At 53.8% G+C, this 21,945-nt stretch carries 20 protein-coding genes; 11 read left to right on the plus strand and 9 right to left on the minus strand.

All coding sequences use genetic code 11. The annotated features are described in order from the left end of the window. Positions 1 to 53 precede the first annotated feature (53 nt). Both Q8W32_RS08915 and Q8W32_RS08920 read right to left on the minus strand, forming a co-directional pair. On the minus strand, positions 54 to 1,148 hold the full coding sequence (locus Q8W32_RS08915) for a serine/threonine-protein kinase (RefSeq protein ID WP_305414596.1): 1,095 nt from the start codon (positions 1,146 to 1,148) through the stop codon (positions 54 to 56). Between the two features lie 3 nt (positions 1,149 to 1,151). Then, positions 1,152 to 1,562: a DUF3010 family protein gene (locus tag Q8W32_RS08920; protein WP_305414598.1), complete on the minus strand. Its 411-nt coding sequence runs from the start codon at positions 1,560 to 1,562 to the stop codon at positions 1,152 to 1,154. Positions 1,563 to 2,395: 833 nt separating this feature from the next. Here Q8W32_RS08920 and benA point away from each other — a divergent pair. The 7 genes from benA (at position 2,396) to Q8W32_RS08955 (ending at position 9,088) form a co-directional block, all read left to right on the plus strand. Continuing rightward, positions 2,396 to 3,751, plus strand: a complete 1,356-nt coding sequence (gene benA, locus Q8W32_RS08925) for a benzoate 1,2-dioxygenase large subunit (RefSeq protein WP_303433559.1) — start codon at positions 2,396 to 2,398, stop codon at positions 3,749 to 3,751. Between the two features lie 11 nt (positions 3,752 to 3,762). Further along, positions 3,763 to 4,254 (plus strand): benzoate 1,2-dioxygenase small subunit, encoded by a 492-nt coding sequence (benB, locus tag Q8W32_RS08930; RefSeq protein ID WP_303433558.1) that lies wholly within the window; start codon positions 3,763 to 3,765, stop codon positions 4,252 to 4,254. A 63-nt stretch (positions 4,255 to 4,317) separates the two neighbouring features. Next, on the plus strand, positions 4,318 to 5,328 hold the full coding sequence (gene benC, locus Q8W32_RS08935; RefSeq protein ID WP_303433557.1) for a benzoate 1,2-dioxygenase electron transfer component BenC: 1,011 nt from the start codon (positions 4,318 to 4,320) through the stop codon (positions 5,326 to 5,328). 58 nt (positions 5,329 to 5,386) lie between these two features. Then, positions 5,387 to 6,172: a 1,6-dihydroxycyclohexa-2,4-diene-1-carboxylate dehydrogenase gene (locus tag Q8W32_RS08940; protein ID WP_303433555.1), complete on the plus strand. Its 786-nt coding sequence runs from the start codon at positions 5,387 to 5,389 to the stop codon at positions 6,170 to 6,172. A 154-nt stretch (positions 6,173 to 6,326) separates the two neighbouring features. Next, positions 6,327 to 6,629: a hypothetical protein gene (locus Q8W32_RS08945; RefSeq protein ID WP_305414600.1), complete on the plus strand. Its 303-nt coding sequence runs from the start codon at positions 6,327 to 6,329 to the stop codon at positions 6,627 to 6,629. 115 nt (positions 6,630 to 6,744) lie between these two features. Beyond that, positions 6,745 to 7,308 (plus strand): CBS domain-containing protein, encoded by a 564-nt coding sequence (locus Q8W32_RS08950; protein WP_305414601.1) that lies wholly within the window; start codon positions 6,745 to 6,747, stop codon positions 7,306 to 7,308. A gap of 589 nt (positions 7,309 to 7,897) precedes the next feature. Beyond that, positions 7,898 to 9,088 carry a multidrug effflux MFS transporter gene (locus tag Q8W32_RS08955; protein ID WP_303433550.1) on the plus strand — a complete coding sequence of 397 codons (1,191 nt, stop codon included), beginning with the start codon at positions 7,898 to 7,900 and terminating at the stop codon, positions 9,086 to 9,088. 76 nt (positions 9,089 to 9,164) lie between these two features. On the opposite strand, the gene Q8W32_RS08960 is transcribed toward Q8W32_RS08955, so the two are convergent. From Q8W32_RS08960 to Q8W32_RS08975, 4 genes are all read right to left on the minus strand, one after another. Continuing rightward, positions 9,165 to 10,088 carry a carbon-nitrogen hydrolase family protein gene (locus Q8W32_RS08960; protein ID WP_305414603.1) on the minus strand — a complete coding sequence of 308 codons (924 nt, stop codon included), beginning with the start codon at positions 10,086 to 10,088 and terminating at the stop codon, positions 9,165 to 9,167. After that, positions 10,085 to 10,690: a GNAT family N-acetyltransferase gene (locus tag Q8W32_RS08965; protein WP_303433547.1), complete on the minus strand. Its 606-nt coding sequence runs from the start codon at positions 10,688 to 10,690 to the stop codon at positions 10,085 to 10,087. The genes Q8W32_RS08960 and Q8W32_RS08965 overlap by 4 nt, the downstream gene beginning before the upstream one ends. 189 nt (positions 10,691 to 10,879) lie before the next feature. Beyond that, a complete protein-coding gene (locus tag Q8W32_RS08970; RefSeq protein ID WP_303433545.1) occupies positions 10,880 to 11,350 on the minus strand; it encodes a MarR family winged helix-turn-helix transcriptional regulator in 471 nt (156 codons plus the stop codon). A gap of 216 nt (positions 11,351 to 11,566) precedes the next feature. Then, entirely contained in the window at positions 11,567 to 12,619 is a 1,053-nt protein-coding gene (locus tag Q8W32_RS08975) for a TRAP transporter substrate-binding protein (RefSeq protein ID WP_305414605.1), read from the minus strand. Positions 12,620 to 12,904: 285 nt separating this feature from the next. On the opposite strand from Q8W32_RS08975, the gene Q8W32_RS08980 reads away from it, so the two are divergent. The 4 genes from Q8W32_RS08980 to Q8W32_RS08995 all read left to right on the plus strand — a co-directional run bounded on the left by Q8W32_RS08980 (position 12,905) and on the right by Q8W32_RS08995 (position 18,261). Then, positions 12,905 to 13,669 carry a crotonase/enoyl-CoA hydratase family protein gene (locus tag Q8W32_RS08980; protein WP_305414607.1) on the plus strand — a complete coding sequence of 255 codons (765 nt, stop codon included), beginning with the start codon at positions 12,905 to 12,907 and terminating at the stop codon, positions 13,667 to 13,669. 63 nt (positions 13,670 to 13,732) lie between these two features. Further along, complete coding sequence (locus Q8W32_RS08985) at positions 13,733 to 14,512, plus strand: 3-hydroxyacyl-CoA dehydrogenase (RefSeq protein WP_303433540.1); 780 nt, start codon at positions 13,733 to 13,735, stop codon at positions 14,510 to 14,512. A gap of 11 nt (positions 14,513 to 14,523) precedes the next feature. After that, positions 14,524 to 16,302 (plus strand): acyl-CoA dehydrogenase, encoded by a 1,779-nt coding sequence (locus tag Q8W32_RS08990; protein ID WP_305414608.1) that lies wholly within the window; start codon positions 14,524 to 14,526, stop codon positions 16,300 to 16,302. An 81-nt stretch (positions 16,303 to 16,383) separates the two neighbouring features. After that, positions 16,384 to 18,261, plus strand: a complete 1,878-nt coding sequence (locus tag Q8W32_RS08995; protein ID WP_305414609.1) for a feruloyl-CoA synthase — start codon at positions 16,384 to 16,386, stop codon at positions 18,259 to 18,261. Positions 18,262 to 18,535: 274 nt separating this feature from the next. Here Q8W32_RS08995 and Q8W32_RS09000 read toward each other — a convergent pair whose 3' ends face one another. The 3 genes from Q8W32_RS09000 to Q8W32_RS09010 form a co-directional block, all read right to left on the minus strand. Next, positions 18,536 to 19,924, minus strand: coding sequence for a TRAP transporter large permease subunit (locus tag Q8W32_RS09000; protein ID WP_303433535.1), 1,389 nt, complete (start codon positions 19,922 to 19,924; stop codon positions 18,536 to 18,538). Continuing rightward, positions 19,914 to 20,465, minus strand: coding sequence for a TRAP transporter small permease subunit (locus Q8W32_RS09005; protein WP_303433533.1), 552 nt, complete (start codon positions 20,463 to 20,465; stop codon positions 19,914 to 19,916). The genes Q8W32_RS09000 and Q8W32_RS09005 overlap by 11 nt, the downstream gene beginning before the upstream one ends. Before the next feature lie 118 nt (positions 20,466 to 20,583). Then, a complete protein-coding gene (locus Q8W32_RS09010) occupies positions 20,584 to 21,633 on the minus strand; it encodes a TRAP transporter substrate-binding protein (protein WP_303433530.1) in 1,050 nt (349 codons plus the stop codon). Positions 21,634 to 21,945 lie beyond the last annotated feature (312 nt).

The raw sequence follows: 21,945 nt of genomic DNA on the forward strand, positions 1-21,945 counted from the left end.
CTTTGCGGTTATTTGGGAGCGCAGCGGAAAAATAGTCCGACAACATGCGCTTGTTAGACCCTGGCTTCAATTTCACTTACCACTTTCGATAGATCATCAGATTTTATGGTGTTATCTTTCTGCCATGTTCCGGTTTTCCTTTTTAATACTTGAATCCCTTTCTCGGTGAACTCGATACGATAGCTAGTCTTAGCATTTAACATTGTTACACCACCACATATTTCCCAGTCCAGCACAGTTGGTCGAATTTTATGTAGATCAGCCTTAAATTCGGTTGCGTTTTTATATCTCTTACCTGGATTGACGTTTGTTGATTTACGAATTATGCGTTTAACAGATTCCGGAACCCATGGCGGTAATGTTTTTAGGTCTATTATTTTCCCTTTCGTAATCTTGGATTTAATACACTGATCCACGTAAATAGATCGATCCGCATAGCCGGTTAACTCGTTATAATGCTTTAGCTCGCGTTTACTCATCCATGCCAGCTCATCGTAAGGCAAGTGACCACCCAACAGCTGATAAAACACTAGTCCAACTTGGTAAATATCCCCTCGACTGCTGAATGTATTATGCAGTATAGATTCAGGAGGGCGATACAAAATGGAGTGTCTCGATGCAGGAATCTCATCCTTACCTTCAGGAATAACTTTAAGAGACCCAAAGTCACCGATCACAGCTTGCTTAGCGTCATTTAGATAAATATTAGCTGGCTTTAAATCTCTGTGTAGAAATCTTTCGGCATGTAAATACGACAAGCCAGACAACACTGCACTAATAAAGTCTATAGCGGCTAGATTACCAAACCATGTTACGTCTATATAGTTATCCAGGTCTCCATTTGGGCAATATGGCGTTACGAAATACGCCCAGTCATTATCTATAAGCGAGGCATCTAGAATGGCTAAAATATTATCTGATTCAATAGCAGCAAGGTTTTTGGGCTCAGCATGATACTCCTTATCACCTCCCCAATAGTAGAATTTAACTGCAACCTCAGTTCCAAGTATGCGATTCCTTCCAAAAAACAAGTATCCGTTCGCGCCCTTTTCCACTTCTTTCGTGAAAACATAGTTCTTAGAAAGATCTTTAAGGGCGTTTTTTATTTCATCCGGTGCACTCAGACCATCTATATAAAGTCCGGACATTTTCTATGCTGCTCCGGTAATAGCAGTCAAGTATGCTGAATGTTGGTACTTATTCAATTCATCAGGAATTGTAACTTCTTCTCTTTTTTGCATTGCTGCAATAGATTGTGGTGAAATTAGTGATACTGCAGGCACATTGGATACCTGTATGATGCCTTCCATTTTAAATGTATCTGGTCCGCCCGCGTACTCTCCTTTCTTTCCTCGTTTTTTAATACAAATCAAATCGATCGCATTATCTCTACAAAAGCTTTCGAATGTATCCATAAAAGATTTTGCTTGAATACTACATTCTCCATCACCCAATGGGATTTTCTTGGTTGCAACGTCACAGTGCTCGAAGCCTTGGTCAGTTTTTTTGATTACCGCCAGTCTTGCGTCACTGCCCTTGAGCTCTATACCACATATTTTCATTAATCATCCTTAAAGATGCTGGGTTTTGTTGAATGGCCTAACGGTTTATTAGTGCGCATGCGCGCTTTCTGGGCAAGCCGGTTTCTGGGAAATCACCGTAACTACTTGAATGATAAGAAGTAAAATCCATTTCCAGATCAGTCCATTCTGTGAAAACGAGCATGCGCATTAACTCCTGTGTGCCTTGCGCATTAATCTGTCAACCTGCGCAACAACTTTCCGTATATCAATGCCTTGACGATAACAACGTCCGGGAAAGCGCGCAAGGCTTCTGAAAAAGCGCGCATTAATTTGGGTAATCTTTCAATTATACTGGATATGCACACATATCAGATCAAGGAGTGATGAATCTGCTCGACCAGTTGCCGTTCGCTGCGAATACCGAATACTGAAGAGGATTTTCAGCAGCAAGGCTCTCAATAAAGGCTCCGGAGGAATGGATTCCTGCCCACGCTCGAAATAGATCAGGCTGAGTTTCCAGTCGATGTGGGTGAGTGCCTAATCGAACAGGGTTTTGATGGATCGTAAAGGGTGATCGTCTGGAACCCGTTCATCCAGTTTGATGGTGGTTTACCGAAGCCAGTAGGCATCAGGGGTAAAATCAATAGCCTGCCAGAGCCACTTTCCCTTCTTTCCGCCCTTTTTACTCCTTCACTCCCTCATCCACCACTTGCCAGCTTCCCTCTGTCTTTAACTGCTCTATTTCCCTGCGCCAGCCACCAGCCATTGGCTTAAATCATCTCTGTGCACAAAACGGATAAACCTTATCCGGCTCTGGATAGTTCGTTTTTCGTCAGGCTTTTAACCTGATCATAAATACGGAGGGTCCATTGATGAACGAGCAACTGATAACAAAAATCCAGGGCATGATGGAAGAAGACAAGGAGCAAGGTCTGTTCCGCTGTCGCCGTGACATGTTTACCGATCCGGAACTGTTTGAGCTGGAGATGAAGCATATCTTCGAAGGCAACTGGATCTATCTGGCCCACGAGAGCCAGATTGCTGAAAATAACGATTTTTTCACCACTTATATGGGCCGCCAGCCGGTATTTATTGCCCGTAACAAGGAAGGTGAGCTGAACTGTTTTATCAATGCCTGCTCCCACCGGGGCGCGGTGTTGTGCCGTACCAAAAAGGGCAACAAGTCGGTATTGACCTGTCCTTTCCATGGCTGGAGCTTTAATAACTCCGGCAAGCTGCTGAAAGTAAAAGATCCGAAAGAAGCCGGTTACCCGGATTCTTTCAACTGCGATGGTTCCCACGATCTGGCCAAGGTCGCCCGCTTCGAATCCTATCGTGGCTTTCTGTTTGGCTCGCTGCGAGACGACGTCAAACCACTGACCGAACACCTGGGCGAAGCAGCCAAGATTATCGATATGATCGTCGATCAGTCACCGCAAGGTCTGGAAGTGGTCAAGGGTGCCTCCAGCTATATCTATGATGGCAACTGGAAGGTTCAGGCTGAAAACGGTGCCGATGGTTACCATGTCTCGTCCGTGCACTGGAACTATGTAGCCACCACCGCCCGCCGCAAAAACGGCATGTCGGATGATGACGTCAAAGCCATGGATGCGTCGACCTGGAACAAACAGAAAGGCGGCTTCTACGCCTTTGAACAAGGCCATATCCTGCTGTGGATGCAATGGCCGAATCCGCAAGACCGCCCACTGTATGAACGCCGCGACGAGCTGGTTTCTCAATATGGTGAAGCCAAGGCCGACTGGATGATCGGCAACCTGCGTAACCTGTGTTTGTACCCGAACGTGTTCCTGATGGATCAGTTCAGTTCGCAGATTCGTCATTTCCGGCCGATCTCGGTCGACAAGACCGAAGTCACCATCTACTGCATCGCCCCTAAAGGCGAGAGCGCCGACGCCCGTACCCACCGCATTCGCCAGTATGAAGATTTCTTCAACGCATCAGGCATGGCAACGCCGGATGACCTGGAAGAATTCCGCGCCTGTCAGGAAGGCTTCAAGGCCGGTGGCCTGCCCTGGAACGATATGTGCCGGGGTGCCACCCACTGGATTGACGGCCCGGACGACGCCGCCAAGGCCATCGACCTCAAACCTGTGATGAGTGGTGCCAAATCGGAAGATGAAGGCCTGTACACCATTCAGCACCGTTACTGGGTGGATTATCTGTCTGCCTGTGTCGATAAAACCGGTTCTGATAAAGCCAACGGCTAAGGAGCAAGACCATGAGCTTTGATTACCAACAGATTCTGAATTTTCTCTACTCCGAAGCCCGGGCGCTGGATGACAAACAGTGGGACCAGTGGCTGGAACACTACGACCCGGAAGCCGAGTTCTGGATTCCCAGCTGGGATGACGATGGCGAGCTGGTGACCGATCCCCAGGCCCACGTCTCGCTGATGTATTACCGCCGTCGCGATGGCCTCGAAGACCGGGTGTTCCGTATCAAGACCGAACGCTCCAGCGCCTCCAGTTTGCCGGAGCCGCGCACCAGCCATAACACCAGCAATGTTGAAATTGTTGCCGACCATGGTGACCGCTGCGAGATCCGCTACAACTGGTGCACCCACAGCATGCGTTACCACACCGTGGATTCTTATTTCGGCAACGCCTTTGTCACGCTGATCAAGACCGAAGCCGGCCTGAAGATCCTGCAGAAAACCGTTGTGATCAAGAATGACTACATTCATCACGTCGTCGACATCTATCACGTGTAAGACGCTGGCCGGTGCGCTGCCACATAACAACAAAAGCCCTCAACAAAGGCTGGAGATACCGCTATGCCCAAAGTAGCCCTCAATTTTGAAGACGGAGTTACCCGTTTTATCGACGCCATGGCGGGCGAAACCGTGGCCGATGCCGCCTACCGCTCGCAAATCAATATTCCGATGGACTGCCGAGACGGTGCCTGCGGTACCTGCAAATGCCAATGGGAATCCGGCCAGTTCGAGATGGACGATTACATAGACGACGCCCTGTCCGAGCAGGAAGCAGAAGCAGGCAAGGTGCTTACCTGTTGCATGGTGGCAGAAACGGATTGCGTGATTAACGTCCCGGCGCTGTCATCCCTGTGTGTACAGACCCAGATGGCGGATATTCATGCCGAGGTGGTCGAGCTTGACCGGCTGTCACCTTCTACCCTCAGCTTTACCCTGGCCAGTGATCAGGTTCGTGCCCTGCATTTTTTGCCGGGGCAATACGTCAATCTGCAAGTACCTGGCACCGATCAGAGCCGGGCCTATTCGTTCAGCTCACTGGTGCAGGCAGACAGCGGCGCAGTGTCGTTTCTGGTGCGGGTGGTACCGGACGGTTTGATGAGCCACTGGCTGACCCACGATGCCAAGCCGGGCGATAGCATGACCTTGCGCGGCCCGTTCGGCAGCTTCTACCTGCGGGATGTCAAACGTCCGCTGTTGATGCTGGCGGGCGGTACCGGTCTGGCGCCGTTTCTGGCGATGCTGGAAAAACTCGAACGCGATGGCTGCCCGCAACCCGTACATCTGATTTACGGCGTTACCAACGACAGCGATCTGGTTGAACTGGACACTCTGGAAGGCTTGGCAGCCCGCATCGACAACTTCAGTTTTACCGCCTGTGCCGCCAACCCGGAGGCAGAGTACCCGGTAAAAGGGTTTGTAACCCATCATATGAACGACGCCGTATTACACCACGGCGACCTCGATATTTACCTCTGCGGGCCACCACCCATGGTCGACGCCGTCAACGGTTTTATCACCGACAAAGGCATCCAGCCGGTGAATTTCTATTACGAGAAATTTGCTTCCAGTTGATCCGCGCCCGTTTGTGGCGGTGTGTCTGGCACATCGCCCCGCTTCAGGAGAACACCTTATGCGTCCCTCTCGTTTTGAAAATAAAGTCGTTATTGTCACCGGTGCCGCTCAGGGTATTGGCCGGACGGTGGCGGAATCCCTGGCGGCGGAAGGCGCAATACTGGCGCTGATCGATCTGTCGCCCATCGTCGAAGAAGTGGTTGCAGCCTGTCTTGCCGCAGGCTCACCCAACACCATTCACCGGCTCGCCAATCTGGAGCAGTTCAAAAGTGCCAACGACGCCATTCGTTCGGTCATTGCGGAGCTGGGCCGGGTCGATGTGCTGGTGAATAACGTTGGTGGCACCATCTGGGCCAAACCCTATGAAGCCTACAAGCCGACCCAGATTGAAAAAGAAATCCGCCGCTCGTTGTTCCCGACCTTGTGGGGCTGTCATGCGGTGCTCGATACCATGCAGGCGCAACGCAGCGGCACCATTGTGAATGTGTCGTCCATTGCCACCCGGAGCCGTAATCGCGTGCCGTATGCGGCTGCCAAGGGCGGCGTCAATGCCATCACGGCCTGCCTGGCATTCGAGAACGCCGAATACGGCATCCGCGTCAACGCCACCGCACCGGGCGGTACTGATGCAGCCCCACGCCGGATTCCCCGCAACACCAACAAGCAAAGCAAACAGGAAGCCATCTGGTATCAGCAGATTGTCGACCAGACCGTCGACTCAACCCTGATGAAACGTTATTCCACCTTGCAGGAGCAAGCCGATGCGATTCTGTTTCTGGCGTCGGATGAGTCGTCTTACCTGACCGGTTCGGTGATTCCGGTTGGTGGTGGTGATTTGGGCTAGGCCGGTGGCCAGCTTGTGCCCGCCAGGGCTGTGACGGTGCGGTGGATACAAGCGGAGAGGTTGTCCTGTTTTAATGCGTCTCGTACTGAACCTGATGCCAGTTATCTGTCTATACTGGAGCAGTACACCATCACGTATTCAACAGGGGGAGCACATGATCAATCGTCGCATAATGCTGCGCCTCTGTGTCTGTATTGCTCTGCTCGGTACGTTAGGGGCACTCAATCTGCTGGATACCCGGGGCGAGCACAACGTCCTCTGGAGTAACCAGCTCACCTTCAGCGATCTGCCAGCCCTGCTGGATCATGATAACGATCGCCACTATTTCAGCGTCGCTTCCCCTTTTCAACTGCTCACTCTGGTCCTGACCGCCGTCTTGTTCTTTGCCCCGCTCTCGGGTTATCTGACACGTCAGCGCGACAGCCTCCGGGCGCGCGGCCCTCCTCCTTCATTCTGATTCCCAGGCTCCCGTACGGAGTGGCCTGGACAACGCCTGACGTTTTTGTACCCAACAATCAGAATTTGGCCTGACTGGGACGCCGCTGTGCGCCACAGGCCGTGGAGTATTTCTTATGAGCAAATTGACCCTGCATTCCGTCCAGAGCATTGATGATCTGGCCTTCCCGGAAAAACCGGTGTGTATCTCCATGAATAGCCCTGCCAAGACGGTTTTTACCGATTTTATCGACCATGAGCCCATGGTGGTTGATGCCTCGATGACCGCCCTTGAAGCCCGCAACATGATGATCAAAACCCATGTACGCCTGAAGCTGGTGGTGGATGAACACAATCAGTTTCTGGGCGTTATTGGAGCAGAGCATCTATCCGATCAGTACGTTCTGTTGCAAGCAGCCAATACCGGCTTGCGCAGCCTGAAAGAAGTGCTGGTGGCGGAGCTGATGGTGCGCAAAAAAGATCTGGTGGCGCTGGATTATGCCGAGCTGGATAAGTCGACGATTGGGAATGTGGTGAATTTCCTGCAAGACAATCACCAGCAACATTGTTTGGTGATTGATCAAGACAATCACACTATTCGTGGGTTGTTTTCCGCCAGCGATATCTCTCGCAAGCTGCGGCTGCCGATTGATATTCATGAGCAGTCCAGCTTTGCCCGGGTATTTTCAGCGGTATCGTGATATTACGCCCCAGGGATGGGGCTGATCGGATCGCCAGCGTTCTCTCTGTTACTGAATCCCCTTCTCTTCTCCTATACTCCGGCTCCTATACTCCGGCTACTTGCACTGGCGCACTGACTGATTACTATGCCAGCCATATCGAGACCACCAGCCACCAGCCACCAACCACCAACCATCAGCCATCAGCCATCAGCCATCAGCCATCAGGGCCATTGACGCCAATTCTCCCTGGCTAAACAGGCTTGTTGAACAGAATGGTTATTGTTGTCGATTACGGATCAATTCATACCGGGAACATCTATTGATAGCATTAAGCTTCATACTGTATGGTCGCGTCTCTGTTTCTCCAGCCGGTTGATAACAACCATCGGTGGGAACAGCGTGTTTTCGCCAGCTACTTGATCCGGCACCCTTCTTCCTGAATCCAGCCTGCGTTTTTTATGCTGCACGAGCGGTCGGTGACGAGGTCGCCCTATAACACCGGCCATCGTCCGGATGTCGAGCAGCTCTCGGCGTTCTATCTGAATTTATTGCCAACGCTCGTGGTTATCCAACCGGCGTGGTACGTTTTTTGTCTTTCCGGAGAATTATGTCTGCTATGACGGCTCGCCTGACCCCTGGCTTCTTGTTAATGCTTTCAGCGTTAACAGCGCTGGCGCCTTTGGGCACTGATATCTATTTATCCGCAGTACCTGTAATCGCCAGTGAGTTCAGTAAATCACTGCACGAGGTTGAACTGTCGGTCAGTGTTTTTCTGATGGGTTTCAGCCTTGGGCAACTGCTGGGTGGGCCGTTGTCGGATCGTTATGGTCGTCGCACCATGGTGATTACCGGGCTGGCCATTTTTGCTGTCGGTGCCGGCGGTATCCTGCTGTCGCAATCGCTGGATGAAATGTTGGTCTTCCGGGCCGTGCAGGCCCTCGGCGGTGGACTCGCCGTCGTCAACAGCACCGCGATTATTCGCGACCTTGCCAGTGGCCGTGAAGGTGCTTCGGCCATGATCCGGGTTATTCAGGTCATGATGGTTGCGCCGCTGATTGCGCCGCTGCTGGGTATGTTTATTCTGAAACTGCTGGGCTGGCATGCCATTTTCGGCTTTTTGCTGGTGTATGCCCTGTTGTTGATTGCGCTGTTTTATTACCGCTTGCCGGAAACCCGCAAAGTCCGTACCGGAGGTAATCCGCTGCGTAACTACTGGCAGGTGCTGGGTGATCCGCGGGTCTGGGGGTTTATCGCCTCAACCTGTGGCGCATACGCTGGCATGCTGTCGTTTGTCACCTCATCCCCGGGTATTTTTATGGGCTATTTTGGTTTGACTGAAACCGTTTATCCCCTCGTATTTGGCTGTGTGGTGTTCACCATGCTGTCGATGAGCAAGGTCAATCTGCACTTGTTGAAACGGCTTGATCCACCGGTGCTGATTGGTATCGGACAGAAAATCCAGATCACCATGGCGCTGCTGATGATCGGCTATGTGTTCCTGTTCGACCAACTGTCGGTCTGGCTGTTAACCTTGATGCTGATGCTGTATGTCGGCAGTCATGGCTTTGTGGTCGCCAATGCAACCTCGTCCATCACCGAATTTTTCCCTCACCTGGCCGGTACCGCCACAGCGCTGGTGGGTGCCATGGGTTTTGCCAGTGGAGGGATTGCCGGGTCGGTGGTCAGCAGCTTCTCGGACGGCTCACCCAAGGCGATGATTTGCATGATGCTGGCGGCGGCGTTGTTCGGCTTTACCGTGCGTACCCTGGCGTCACCCAAAACATCGGTTGCCGGATAATCACCGCATCTAGCCCCAGACGAGACCCTGAAGCGGACTACGCACCAGGGTCGCAGCCGTTATCTGTCTTGCCGGCTTATTCCGTTGGCTTATCGGCAAGAGGCGGAGTCACAAACGGGTATTGCCCATCCCAGTCGCGATAGTTGAACACCTGGCCCGCCTTGCGCACATGGGCCAGTTCAGCCAGATCCAGGTCGGCATAACACCAGCCCGGCTGGTTGGTGGGTAAGCGGGTGATGATGCCGTCATCCGGAAAACCATAATCCACCGGTGAGTAAATACCGGCAGCACCGTAGTTCACATCAATTGCCGGAGACCAGGCCGCCTCACCCACCGTGGGGGACTGCAACACAAAGCACTGGTTTTCCAACGCCCGTGCCCGACAGCTCAACTGTACCCGGTGGTACCCTGCCAGTGTATCGGTGCAGGAAGGCACCAGAATCAGATCGGCCCCCTGGGCCACTTGCTGATGGGCAAACAGCGGGAATTCACTGTCGTAACAGATATTGATCGCCAGTCGGCCAAAGGGTGTATCAAAAACACGCAACTCATCCCCTGCCGAGATGCCCCATTGCTCGCGTTCAAAACGGGTCATTTGCAGCTTGTCCTGCCAGTGCACTTCACCCGAGGGGTAACACAGATAACAGCGGTTAACGTATTGTTCCCAGCCCGCCACCGTTGCCAGCCCAACCGGGAAGGTGCCAGCAGCGATCACCACCTGGTGTTGCTTTGCCAGCCGCACAAATTCGGCCACAAATGGCACTCGTAGCCCTTGCAGCTCGATCAGTTGCTGCTTCAGTGACTGGTACACCGCCGGAGGAAACAGCGAGGTCAGTTCCAGCGATACATATTCTGGCAGCAGCAGTACTTTCGCACCGTCCTCGGCGGCTTCTGCCACCAAAGCCGATATTTTTTTTTGCCAGTCGGCAAAACTGGCCAGAAAGCCAACCTCGTAGGCGGCGGTTGCAACGCGCAAGGTAGTCGCAGTGTTTGTAGTCACAGTGATTTCATCCAGAACATCATGGGGTGGGCACTGGCGGCATCCTGATCAATATCCTGCCAGTCGTAATGCGTTATCAGATCCGGGCATGGCCGGTAGCCAAAGTGCTGCCAGACCTTATCCAACGGCCGATAGTCGGCCGGTTTCAGCGGGTGCTGCGGTGGTCGTACCACGGCGCAAAAACACAGGGCATCAAAGCTGCCCTGACCTCGTGCGTGCTTTTCCCGTCCGGCAAAAAATCCGCGATAGATTCCTTGTCCACGGTAAGCGGGTAACAACACCGATTCAGCACAATAAAACAGCCGGGAGGTATTCATACCGGCCCGTTCAAACGGCTGTCGGAAGGCAGCGTCTTCATAACCCATGGGGATGCCGGTTGAAGCACCAACAACCTGTTGACCCGGCGGCAAACAATCATCAATGGCCAGGATCGCCATTGCCGCACCAGAACCGGTATAGGTCTGCAGATACTGCCGCTCGTATGCAGCAGAACCCTGGTACAGATAGGGATATTCCCGAAATACTTGTATGCGTAATCGTGCCAGATCGTCAATCCAGGCTTGCAGCTCAACGCCGCTGACGTACAACAGGGAAACGGACATGCCACCCTCTTCGTCTGTTTTGTGAGTCTGTTCAGTATCGATAACGAGAGCGCTACCCGGCTTTACAGCCATCGCCCTTCGCGGTGATGTCCAGACTGACAAAGCCGTTGGTGCATATCAATTAAAAGGTCTTTTTCATCCGCGTGCCATGACGCAAGTCCGTTCCTTTCCGCAACGATGGGATGAACATCAGGTATTGTCGTGAGAGTCCGGCTGACACAGACGGGCGAGCATATCGATCAGCAGGTCTTTTTCACCGGCTTCCAGTCGCGCTTCCAGCGCACGTTCCTGCTCTTTCACCCGGTTTTCAATGGTCTGATAAAAACGTTCGCCGTGTTCGGTCAGATAAAGTGCATAGGAACGGCGATCATTCAGGGATGGACGGCGCTCGACCAGATCCATTTTTTCCAGTTTGTCGACCGCTGCTACCATGGCCGAACGATCATTACCCAATGCCTGGGCAATGGCAGTCTGGGTGCGGCCAGGATTACGCGTTACCAGCACCAGTACTCCAAACAGGCCGGGGCTGATACCCAGATCGGTGCAGGCTTCCGCAAAGCGGTTAAAAAAAACCAGCTGGGTGCGACGCAGGCGATAACCAATCAGATCGTGCAAAATACCAAAATCGAGAGAATCAGAAGATGAGCCAGAAGTTGCCATAAGATGCCTGGTGTCGGAACAGCCCAGAGGCTGCGGAGTAAAAAATAATCACAGCCGCCAGTATAGCAAACAACAATTGTTCTCCGGGCAATTGTTGTTTGTTAAACCGTTCTCAAACCACACATCATTTACCCGAAACTGACGGCTGCCCCTGCCCCTATCCCTACCCTAAAGAGTGTGGATAGTCGAGCCGCCGGTCACAGTACCGGCAAACGCTCAGGAACCGGTTTGCTGCTGGTACTTGGTAATCAGCGCGTTGGCTTTGTTGTACAGGGCCTGGCCATTCAGGCCATCATCCGTCATATCGTTAATCCAGGCATCCGTCACCGGTTGCATCTGTTTTTTCCAGTGGGCGGCTTCCGATGCCGGCAAGGTATAGAAATGATTTCCCCCTGCAGCCGTAATGTCATACCCGGCCTGTTCGGACTGGTCAAACAAGCTGCCGATATGGCGAGACAGCTCTATTCCTGCGTTATTATCGATGACTTTTTTCAGCTCGGCAGGCAGTTTGGCATAGGTTTTTTTGTTCATACTGAACACAAAAAACTGGGTATACAGGCCACGATCACCACTGACCAGCGTATGGTTATTGGTCAATTGGTTGATTTTCATCGGGACAACCACTTCGAACGGCAAGGCGGCCACATCAAGAATACCTTTCGACAGGGCACTCGACATTTGTGTCACTGGCATAAAGACCGGTGCCGCGCCCATGATATCGAACGCTTCCGCCATGGCTTTGTTCGGCGCACGTAGTTTCAAGCCTTTGACGTCCGCCGAGGTTTTCAGCAGCTCGCCCCGGGAATGCAAGGAGCCGGGGGCATGGGTGTGCAGCGCCAGTACGTGTACATCACTCAGCTCGTCCTGCATTTCTTCTTCGCCATATTCTTGCAGCGCCATACTGGTGGCTTCGGCACTGGCTGCCATAAAGGGCAATTCAAACACACTGGCTTTCGGGAAACGGCCCGGTGTATAGCCTCCCACCGTCCAGGAAATATCCACCACCCCTTTACGGACCTGATCGAGTAGCTGCGGCGGTTTACCACCCAGTTGCATCGCCGGGAAGACGTCGATCTTGATACGTCCTCCAGATTCTTTCATCACCTTGTCGGCCCATGGTTGCAGAATTTTTTTATGAGCCATCGCCATGGGTGGCAGAAAATGATGCAGCTTGAAGGTGTATTCCGGTTCTGCCGCCTGGGCATGGAAAGCTGTCGTCAGACTGCCCAGCGTCACACCCAGTGCAACCAGCAGGTTTTTGATTTTCATGATTCATACCTTTTTATTTTTATTGGTTCGTTCAAGGCTGGCCGACACAGGCCTGTCACCTTGCGTCAATGAGTTTGTCCCGACAAATTGTTTATGTCAACAACAGTTGATTTCATACCCATTAATGACCAAGCGTGTTTTTCGCCTCTCTGACATCACCTGTTGATATGACGAAGTTATGGGTTGCAAACTGTTGTACGTATAAACTATATTTAAAAACAACAAATATCCGAATGACTGGTTTCAGCGGATAACTAACAACAATAACGCCGGAGAGGCCCGCTCATGAATAACTATCAACACCTGACGTTCCGTGTCGACAACCATATTGGCCATCTGACCCTGAACCGCCCAAACAAAAAGAACGCCATCAACGATGCCCTGTGCCTGGAGATCGAACAGGTCTTTATCAATATGCCCAAGGACGTCAGCGTCGTACTGTTCTCAGGCAACGGCCCGGAGTTCTGCTCCGGCCTCGACCTGTCGGAACATACCGCCCGAGAACCATTTGAAGTGGTTGTGCATTCGCGCATGTGGCACCGCGTCTTCAGCCATATCAGCAACAGCGGTATTCCGATTGTGGCAGCGCTGCATGGTGCCGTGATTGGTGGTGGTCTGGAGTTGGCGATTTGTGCCCACGTCCGGGTCTCCGACGAGACAACCTTCTACCGCTTGCCCGAAGGTCGCCACGGTATTTTTGTTGGTGGTGGCGCCTCTGTTCGGGTGGCGCAGACCATAGGCCATGGCCGCATGACCGAGATGATGCTGACGGGTCGCACACTCTCAGCCAGCGACGGGGAACGTCTGGGGCTGGCTCATTATGTTGTGCCGCAGGGCAGCGCCCTGGCAAAAGCCCAGGAATTGGCCGCCACCATCGCCAGCAATTCCCGTCTTTCCAACTGGGCAATGGCTTCCGGTCTGGCTCGTATCAACAATATGGCCAGCGACGACGGCCTGTTTACCGAATCGTTGCTGACCGGCATGACCCAGACCAGTGGCGAGGTCAAAGAACGGATCGACGCCTTTCTTAATCGCAAAAAATCATCCTGACACCCGTTCGATTGTTTATGAACCCGAGTCGTTGCATCCAATTTTGTGAAGAAGGAGTGATCCATGAATCTTGCCAATAAACATTGTCTGGTCACCGGTGCCGGTTCTGGCCTCGGTGAAGCCGTTGCCCGCCGTCTGCTTAGCCAGGGCGCTCGCGTGACATTGGTCGACATCAATGCCGAAACCGGTAATCGACTAGCCACCCGGCTGGCGGCGGACTTCCCGGGCAGCAGCCTGTTTTGTCACTGCGATATTACTGCAGAAGACGCCGTAGCCAGCGCCATCCATCAAGGTATTGAACGCTTCGGCAGCCTCTTCGGACTGGTTAACTGCGCTGGTATTCCGGGGGCTGAGCGTGTTATCGGCCGCGAAGGGCCTCACCGGCTGTCCTCTTTCCAGAGAGCACTGAATATTAACCTGCTCGGCACCTTCAATATGATTCGCCTGTGTGCCGACCAGATGCAACACAACGAACAGGAAGCCACCGGTGAACGTGGCGTCATTATCAATACCGCATCTGTCGCCGCTTTTGATGGCCAGATTGGCCAGGCCGGTTATGCCGCATCCAAGGCCGGAGTGGTCGCCATGACGCTACCGATTGCCCGGGAACTGGCCCGCTTCGGTATTCGGGTAATGACCATTGCCCCGGGATTGTTCAAAACCCCCATGATGGCGGTACTACCCGACGAAGTGCAGCAATCCCTCGGCGCTGCAGTCCCTTTTCCAGCACGACTGGGGGAGCCGGACGAGTTTGCCCAACTGGTGCAGCAGATTTTTGAAAACTGCATGCTGAATGGCGAAACCATCCGTCTGGATGGCGCGATCCGCATGGCGGCAAAATAGGGAGAGTGGCAATGAGTGAATATCTGGCACCCTTAAAAGACATGCAGTTTACCCTCGAACTGGTACGCCAGCACACAGGTCTGGACCAGATCGAGGTACTGGCTGAGCTGACCCCTGATTTCGCCAATACAATTCTGGCCGAAGCCGCCAAATTTGCCACTGGGGTACTGTCACCCCTCAATCAGGTGGGCGACCAGCAAGGCTGCCGCTTCGACAATGGCACCGTCATCACCCCACCGGGCTGGCAACAAGCCTATCAACAGTTCTGCGATAACGGCTGGATGGGGCTGGCCATGACAGAAGCCGCGGGAGGGCAGGCACTGCCCCGGTTTATCGCCCAGCCAGTAAACGAGATGTGGCTATCGGCCAATCTGGCTTTTGTGATGTTCCACGCCCTCAACCAGGGTGGCAGCGATATCCTGCGGCACTTTGGCAGCGCCACACAACAACAGCGTTATCTCGAACCCCTCGCCAGTGGCCAGTGGACCATCGCCATGGCGCTGACCGAACCGGGTGCTGGTTCCGACCTGGCTGCGACCACCACCAAAGCCACACCGCTGGCGAATGGCGACTATCGCATCAAGGGGCAGAAGATTTTTATCACCTATGGTGAGCACGACATGGCTGCCAATATCATCCATCTGGTGCTGGCCCGTACCCCGGATGCACCGGCAGGCAGTCGCGGTATTTCCCTGTTTGCGGTACCGAAATACCGCATCGAAGCTGATGGCTCACTGGGTGCACACAATGATGTGGTCTGTAGCGGCATTGAACACAAGATGGGTCTGCACGGCAGCCCCACCTGTTCGATAAGTTATGGCGACCACGACGACTGTATTGGCGAGCTGATCGGCGCTGAAAACCAAGGCCTGATGGCCATGTTTGTACTGATGAACGAAGCCCGTCTCAGCACCGGCATGCAAGGGGTCGGGTTTGGTGAACTCAGTTACCAGCACGCCCTGCGTTACGCCCAGGAGCGCAGTCAGGGCAGCCACTTCCAGAACGGCACCCGGGTCACCATCAACCAGCACCCGGATGTGCAGCGTATGCTGCTGACGATGCGCAGCCAGACCATGGGTCTGCGAGCACTGGGGTATCTGCTGGCAGCCTGGATTGATCTGGCTGAACACAGCAGCGATGAGCAGCAACGCCAGCAACTGCGGGGGCAAATTGCCCTGCTGACGCCGGTATTCAAAGCCTTTGGCACCGAACAGGGCAACCAGATGAGCTACACCTGTTTGCAGGTATTTGGTGGCATGGGTTTTGTTGAAGAAACCGGTATTGCCCAGTTTATGCGCGACGCCCGCATCATCACCATTTACGAAGGCACCACCGGCATTCAGGCACGCGACCTGCTATTCCGCAAAATACTGGCCGATAAGGGAACCGCCTTGCGGTGCCTGCTACGGCATATCCACCAGGATGCCGATCGACTGGCGACGCCATTGGCTGAATTACAGAGCAATCTGATTCATTCCGTCGCGGCGATGCAGAACCAGCTAGAAGCCCTGCTCGACAGCGCCAACAAGACAAGTGAGCAGACTCGATTACATGCCGGGTCTGTGCCTTTGCTCGACGCACTGGGAATACTCTGCGTTGGCTGGCAGCTGGCTTTACTGGCCGATCAGGCCTGTATACGAGGCGACAGTGATGCCGACTATCATCGCAACCTGATCGCCCAGGCCCGCTTCTATTTTGCCCATGAGATGCCCCGTATCCAGGCGCTCTTAGCCACAGTAGCTGATGCCGATAACGGCCTGAAAGATTTCGACTTTAACGCCGCCGGATAAACCCGGCAGCCAGCATGACCAACCAATAACAACTCACACTCGATGCAAATAATCATAAAAAGTGCATCATGGAGCCTCAACATGCTTGCCGATTTTCATCCTGTCCATGTCGTGACCCATCGGGTCGATGTTGAACACCGCGAAGATGGCAGTCGCATTATCCGTTCGGTCGGAGAGCTGTGCGACTATCCGGAACGTATTACCGACCGCCTGGACTACTGGGCAACACAGACCCCGGAGCGGCCGTTTGTCAGCCAGCGCCCCCAGGCCGGTACCGACCACCAGCACTGGCAAACCCTTAACTATGCCGACACCCGCTGCCGCGTACGGGCCATCGCCCAATGGTTACTGGATCTGCGCATCGACGGCGAACCCCTGAGTCAGGAGCGGCCGATTGTGATTCTGTCGGGCAACAGCAGCGAACACCTGCTGCTGGCACTGGCTGCCATGTACGTCGGTATTCCCTATGCTCCTGTTTCTACGGCCTACTCCACCATTTCTACCGATTTTGGCAAACTGCGCCATATCGTCGAAACCCTGACCCCGGGACTGGTATTTGCCGACAACCTCGGACCATACCGTGATGCCATTGATGCCGTATTACCCGGTTTGCCTGTGGTCGCGGTTGTATCTGCCCACGGCAACGACGGTCTGGAAGGAGTGCTGACCCCATTTGATACCCTGATCAACACCACAGTGACCGCTGCCGTCGATCAGGCCAACCGGGCCGTCAGTGCCAGCAGTATCGCCAAATTTCTTTTTACCTCCGGCTCCACGGGCATGCCCAAAGGGGTGATCAACACCCATAAAATGCTCTGCGCCAACCAGGCCATGCTCGCCAGCGTACTGGCCTTTGTGCAGCAACAACCACCGGTAGTGGTCGACTGGCTGCCGTGGAACCACACCTTTGGCGGCAACCACAACGTCGGCCTGGTACTGTTCAACGGTGGTTCACTGTATATCGACCAGGGCAAACCTGTCCCCAAAGCCATGCCGGTCACGCTCGACAATCTGCGCGATATTTCGCCGACGGTGTATTTTAACGTGCCCAAAGGCTTTGAATTGCTGGCCCAGGGGCTGAAAGACAACCCCGATGTCGCCGCCAACTTTTACCGCCACCTGAACGTCATGTACTTCGCCGGTGCCGGTCTGGCCCAGCATGTATGGGATGCACTGGATGAACTGGCGATTCAGCACACGGGTAGAAAAGTCCCGATGCTGACGGGCCTTGGCTCAACCGAAACCGGCCCGGCTGCGTTGTTCGCTTCAATAGAAGAGTGCGCTTCCGGTGTGGTTGGAGTACCCGCGCCGGGTACCGACATCAAACTGGTGCCCAATGGCGGCAAGCTTGAAGCCCGTATCCGTGGCCTCAGTATTACTCCGGGCTACTGGCGCGATGCAGAGAAAACCGCCACCGCTTACGATGAAGAAGGCTTTTACTGTCTCGGTGATGCCCTCAAGTTTATTGATGAACAACAGCCCGATCGGGGATTTTACTTCGATGGTCGAGTGTCGGAAGACTTCAAACTGGATACCGGCACCTGGGTCAGCGTCGGCAGTCTGCGACCGTTTGTAATCCACCATTGCGCGCCCTACGTGCAAGACCTGGTGATTGCGGGCCGCGACCGGGGCTATATTTCGATACTGGTCTTCCCCGACCTGTCGCAACTGCATCAGCTAACGGAACTGCCCGCCGACGCCAGCGCCAGCGAGTTGGTATCACACCCCCGCACCCGCGAGGTCTTCGGACGCCTGCTCACTGAAATGGCCGCCTCGTCAACCGGCAGCTCCAACCGGATTCAGCGCTTGGTCATTGAAGCCCGGCCACCACAGCTGGATGCCCATGAAATTACCGACAAAGGCTCCATCAATCAAAATGCGGTATTAACCAATCGTGCCGATACCGTTGCCGAGCTGTACGCGGCAGAGCCTGCCGCCCATATCATCTGTCTGTCCTGACTCGGTTAGCTCCCATAACCCGTGCCGCCAGCAAATTACACCAGCGGCACGGCCATTGCGGCTGCGCCAAAAATTTGCCTGGCTGCTGAGTCAGGAGCCAGGCTGATACAGAGATACAGAGATACAGAGATACAGAGATACAGAGATACAGAGATATATGGAGAATGGAGAGAGGGGGAAGTAAGAGAAGCGGATGGGAAGCAAGAGAAGCGGAAGAAAAAAAGGTAGCCTGCTATCAGATATTCACCTGACAGCAAGGCTACCCGATCAGGGGTTACGGCCCGTAGATATAAGCAGGGAACCAGTTAACCAGTCCAGGGAAAGCAATCAGCAGCGCCAGGGCTGTCAGTTGCAGCAAGATAAACGGAATAACACCTTTATAGATGGTTGTCAGGCTGACTTCGGGCGGGCACACACCCTTTAAATAAAACAGCGAGAAACCCACCGGCGGTGTCAGGAATGATGTCTGCAAGGTCAATGCAACCAGCATGACAAACCACACCAGTGTCGGGTCATCCATCACGCCATAGCCATTAATCGCGATATCCAGCGCACTGATCACCGGCGCAACCAGCGGCAGAATAATCAGCGTGATTTCGATCCAGTCGAGAATAAAGCCCAGCAAGAAAACAATACCGAGAATAAACAGGATGATGCCGTACGGGCCAAAGGGCAGAGAGGTCAGCAGCGACTCGATGTATTCATCACCGCCCAGCTCCCGCAGCACCAGCGCAAACATGGTGGCACCGATAAATATCGCAAAAATATAACCACTGACGTTCAGCGTATCGTGCAGACATTCCCGAATCACCTTGATGCTCAGGCGTTTGTTTTGCCAGGCCAGTCCCATGGCAGCAGCAGCACCCACGGCAGAAGCTTCAGTGGGCGTCGCGATGCCCGCAAAAATACTGCCGAGTACCGCCAGAATCATGGCCAGCGTTGGGGCCACGGCCTTGAACACATCGATCCAGACCTTGGCAGTCACTGGCTGGATATTGTCATCCAGCGGCATCGATTCCGGTTTGAACAGGCCCCAGCCCAGAATATAGACAATGTACAGCACGCCCAGCAGCAGACCGGGCATGACGGCCCCCATAAACAGGTCGCCAACCGATAACGCCAGCTGGTCGGCCATAATCACCAGCATGATGCTGGGCGGAATCAGGATACCCAGCGTTCCGGCACTGGCGATGGTGCCCACGGTGACGGTTTTCTCATAACCCTGACCCAGCATCGCCGGTAAGGACATAACCCCGAGCAGCACCACGGAAGCACCAACAATACCAGTGGAAGCAGCCAGAATAATCCCGATCAGCACCACGGTAATGGCCAGTCCGCCCCGCACCCGACCAAACAGCGCCTGGAAGGACTTCATCAGGTTTTCGGCCACGCCGGATTTGTCGAGCAGGTTGCCCATCAGAATAAACATCGGCAACGCGACCAGAATCCAGTTATCCATGATCTTGTAGGTGCGGTCGACCACCAGCCCGACCGAGGTAAAGTCGATGCCGATAATGGTATCGAGGTACATATCCGACAGATAAGCCAGCAACGCAAACACGGTGCCGACACCCGCCAGCACCCAGGCCACCGGAAAGCCGGTAAACAGCAGCAGGATAAAACTGGCGAACATGGCGATGATCAGGATTTCATTAATTTCCATGGCACTGACCTCCACTCCGCTGGCGCTGCAACAGCACCACTTCGCGACCGATACGATTGAGCGTCGCGATAATCATTAATCCCATGGTGACGGGAATCAGGGTTTTGATCAGCCAGCGCCAGGGCAATCCGGCAGGGGCAATCGAGCGTTCATTAATACGCCAGGACTGATAGACAAAATCCAGCCCGTGATAAAACACCAGCATCAGGAACGGTAATAACAGCAGCGTCAGCCCGAGAATTTCGACCACATGTTTGGTGGTCGGGCTGAAATGACTGTGCAGTACGTCGACCCGGACATGACTGTTGTTGGCCTGGGCATACAGCACACCGGCAAAGACACCAATGGCGTATAGATGCCATTGCAGCTCTTCCAGCGCAATCATGCCTGCGCTGAAGCCACGCCGTAACATTACCTGGGTGAGAATCACCACCATCAGGAGGGCGAAAATCCAGGCAATGGCCTGACTGAGCCGGATCAGTAGCCGGTCGATCCTATCGGCAAAAGGCACCGGAGGCGGAGTATCTGGGTGCTGGTTCATGGGAGTTCCTGAGGAGTGTTCGGATGGATAAAACCTTGCGGCCAAAAGCAAAACAGAGTGTCTGACAGACACCCTGCCGCTCGCAGCGGCAAGGTGCCTGTAACCAAATCAGACCAGATCAGTCACGCGGCAAAAAGGCGCGGCTGGACCACAGTTGATAGTTGGTACGGAAGGTTTGCAGGTCGTCGTAAACCGCTGCGAAGGTTGGGTCCTTGCGCTGCTCGGCGGCCACTTCATCCCAGGCACCCTTGAAAGCATCCAGCATTTCTTTGGGCCATTCGTGTACCGTGACGCCCCGTTCTTCCATATTGGCGCGAATCGCTTCGAACTGGATAAATTCAGACTCAGCAACCGAGTTGGTAACGGAAGCCTTACAGGTGGTAGAGACAACGGCGCGTTGCTGGTCGGACATGCTTTTCCAGGTGTCGCCATTGATCAGCAGCTCAAAGAAAGTGGCTTGCTGGTGCCAGCCCGGAAAATAGTTGTGCTTGGCAACCTTGTAGAAACCGAGTTTCTGATCAATCGCCGGTTGTGAAAATTCAGTCGCGTCGATAGCGCCTTTTTCCAGCGCACCAAAGATCTCACCACCAGGAATCAACGAGGTCGACACGCCCAGCTTGGCCAGCACTTCACCACCCAGACCATAGAAACGCATGTTCAGACCCTTCAGGTCTTCGAGCGAGTTAACAGGCTTCTTGAACCAGCCGGACGTTTCCGGGCTGATCAGCGAGCAAGGCTCGACATGGACGTTATAACCGGCATCGTCGTACATTTTCTGATACAGCTTGAGGCCGTTGCCGTAATACATCCAGGCCGCAAATTCCGGCGCTTCCGGGCCAAAGGGAATGGTTGAGAAAATGGCCGCCGCAGGCATCTTGCCGGCCCAATAACCGGCAATGGAGTAACCGGAATTGACCTTGCCCGCAGACACAGCGTCGAGGATCTGCAGCGGTGCAACCAGTTTGCCCGGCTCATACAGTTTCATTTTGACTTCGCCACCTGAGACCAGTGGTAACTGGTCGGCAACCCAGGCAATCGGGGTGCCCAGTGCTGGCAGGTTCGAACCAAAGGCAATCGGGGTTTTCAGCAAGATGGGTTTGGCTTGTACGGCGGTGCAGCAGAGCGCCAGCGCGGAGGTAGCCACCAGAGTCGAAAGAGTGCGTTTCATAGCCTGATCCTGATTATTATTTTTCAGTGACTGGAGCTGCCATCGGTTGGAGTAATGGCTCGCCAGAGTGTCTGAAAAACTATAGGGAGGCGACCTGGGGCATCCTACCCTTCTTTGGTAGGGGAATTAGCCATCACCTACCAAAGTAGGTTGAGCGCGGCCAGCAACCTGTATACAAGGTGATAAGCGTCAGAAAGAGTGACTCGGATTCACGTTTTCAGGAAAACAATAACAATGACCTCTGTACCGGCAAAACGCCTGTGGCAACCAGCGTGTGGACGTGTGTTTGAGTCTGTTTGTAGCCTGTGCCTG

The sequence above is a fragment of the Oceanobacter sp. 3_MG-2023 genome (assembly GCF_030688925.1).
Classification (GTDB): domain Bacteria; phylum Pseudomonadota; class Gammaproteobacteria; order Pseudomonadales; family Oceanobacteraceae; genus Oceanobacter.

Coding starts and splice junctions, on each gene's coding strand:
- benA (WP_303433559.1), top strand. CDS start 2,396: ATGAACGAGCAACTGATAACAAAAATCCAGGGCATGATGGAAGAAGAC.
- Q8W32_RS08945 (WP_305414600.1), top strand. CDS start 6,327: ATGATCAATCGTCGCATAATGCTGCGCCTCTGTGTCTGTATTGCTCTG.
- Q8W32_RS08955 (WP_303433550.1), top strand. CDS start 7,898: ATGTCTGCTATGACGGCTCGCCTGACCCCTGGCTTCTTGTTAATGCTT.
- Q8W32_RS08965 (WP_303433547.1), bottom strand. CDS start 10,690: ATGTCCGTTTCCCTGTTGTACGTCAGCGGCGTTGAGCTGCAAGCCTGG.
- Q8W32_RS08995 (WP_305414609.1), top strand. CDS start 16,384: ATGCTTGCCGATTTTCATCCTGTCCATGTCGTGACCCATCGGGTCGAT.
- Q8W32_RS08940 (WP_303433555.1), top strand. CDS start 5,387: ATGCGTCCCTCTCGTTTTGAAAATAAAGTCGTTATTGTCACCGGTGCC.
- Q8W32_RS08975 (WP_305414605.1), bottom strand. CDS start 12,619: ATGAAAATCAAAAACCTGCTGGTTGCACTGGGTGTGACGCTGGGCAGT.
- Q8W32_RS09010 (WP_303433530.1), bottom strand. CDS start 21,633: ATGAAACGCACTCTTTCGACTCTGGTGGCTACCTCCGCGCTGGCGCTC.
- benB (WP_303433558.1), top strand. CDS start 3,763: ATGAGCTTTGATTACCAACAGATTCTGAATTTTCTCTACTCCGAAGCC.
- Q8W32_RS08980 (WP_305414607.1), top strand. CDS start 12,905: ATGAATAACTATCAACACCTGACGTTCCGTGTCGACAACCATATTGGC.
- benC (WP_303433557.1), top strand. CDS start 4,318: ATGCCCAAAGTAGCCCTCAATTTTGAAGACGGAGTTACCCGTTTTATC.
- Q8W32_RS08985 (WP_303433540.1), top strand. CDS start 13,733: ATGAATCTTGCCAATAAACATTGTCTGGTCACCGGTGCCGGTTCTGGC.
- Q8W32_RS08970 (WP_303433545.1), bottom strand. CDS start 11,350: ATGGCAACTTCTGGCTCATCTTCTGATTCTCTCGATTTTGGTATTTTG.
- Q8W32_RS08920 (WP_305414598.1), bottom strand. CDS start 1,562: ATGAAAATATGTGGTATAGAGCTCAAGGGCAGTGACGCAAGACTGGCG.
- Q8W32_RS08990 (WP_305414608.1), top strand. CDS start 14,524: ATGAGTGAATATCTGGCACCCTTAAAAGACATGCAGTTTACCCTCGAA.
- Q8W32_RS09000 (WP_303433535.1), bottom strand. CDS start 19,924: ATGGAAATTAATGAAATCCTGATCATCGCCATGTTCGCCAGTTTTATC.
- Q8W32_RS08950 (WP_305414601.1), top strand. CDS start 6,745: ATGAGCAAATTGACCCTGCATTCCGTCCAGAGCATTGATGATCTGGCC.
- Q8W32_RS09005 (WP_303433533.1), bottom strand. CDS start 20,465: ATGAACCAGCACCCAGATACTCCGCCTCCGGTGCCTTTTGCCGATAGG.
- Q8W32_RS08915 (WP_305414596.1), bottom strand. CDS start 1,148: ATGTCCGGACTTTATATAGATGGTCTGAGTGCACCGGATGAAATAAAA.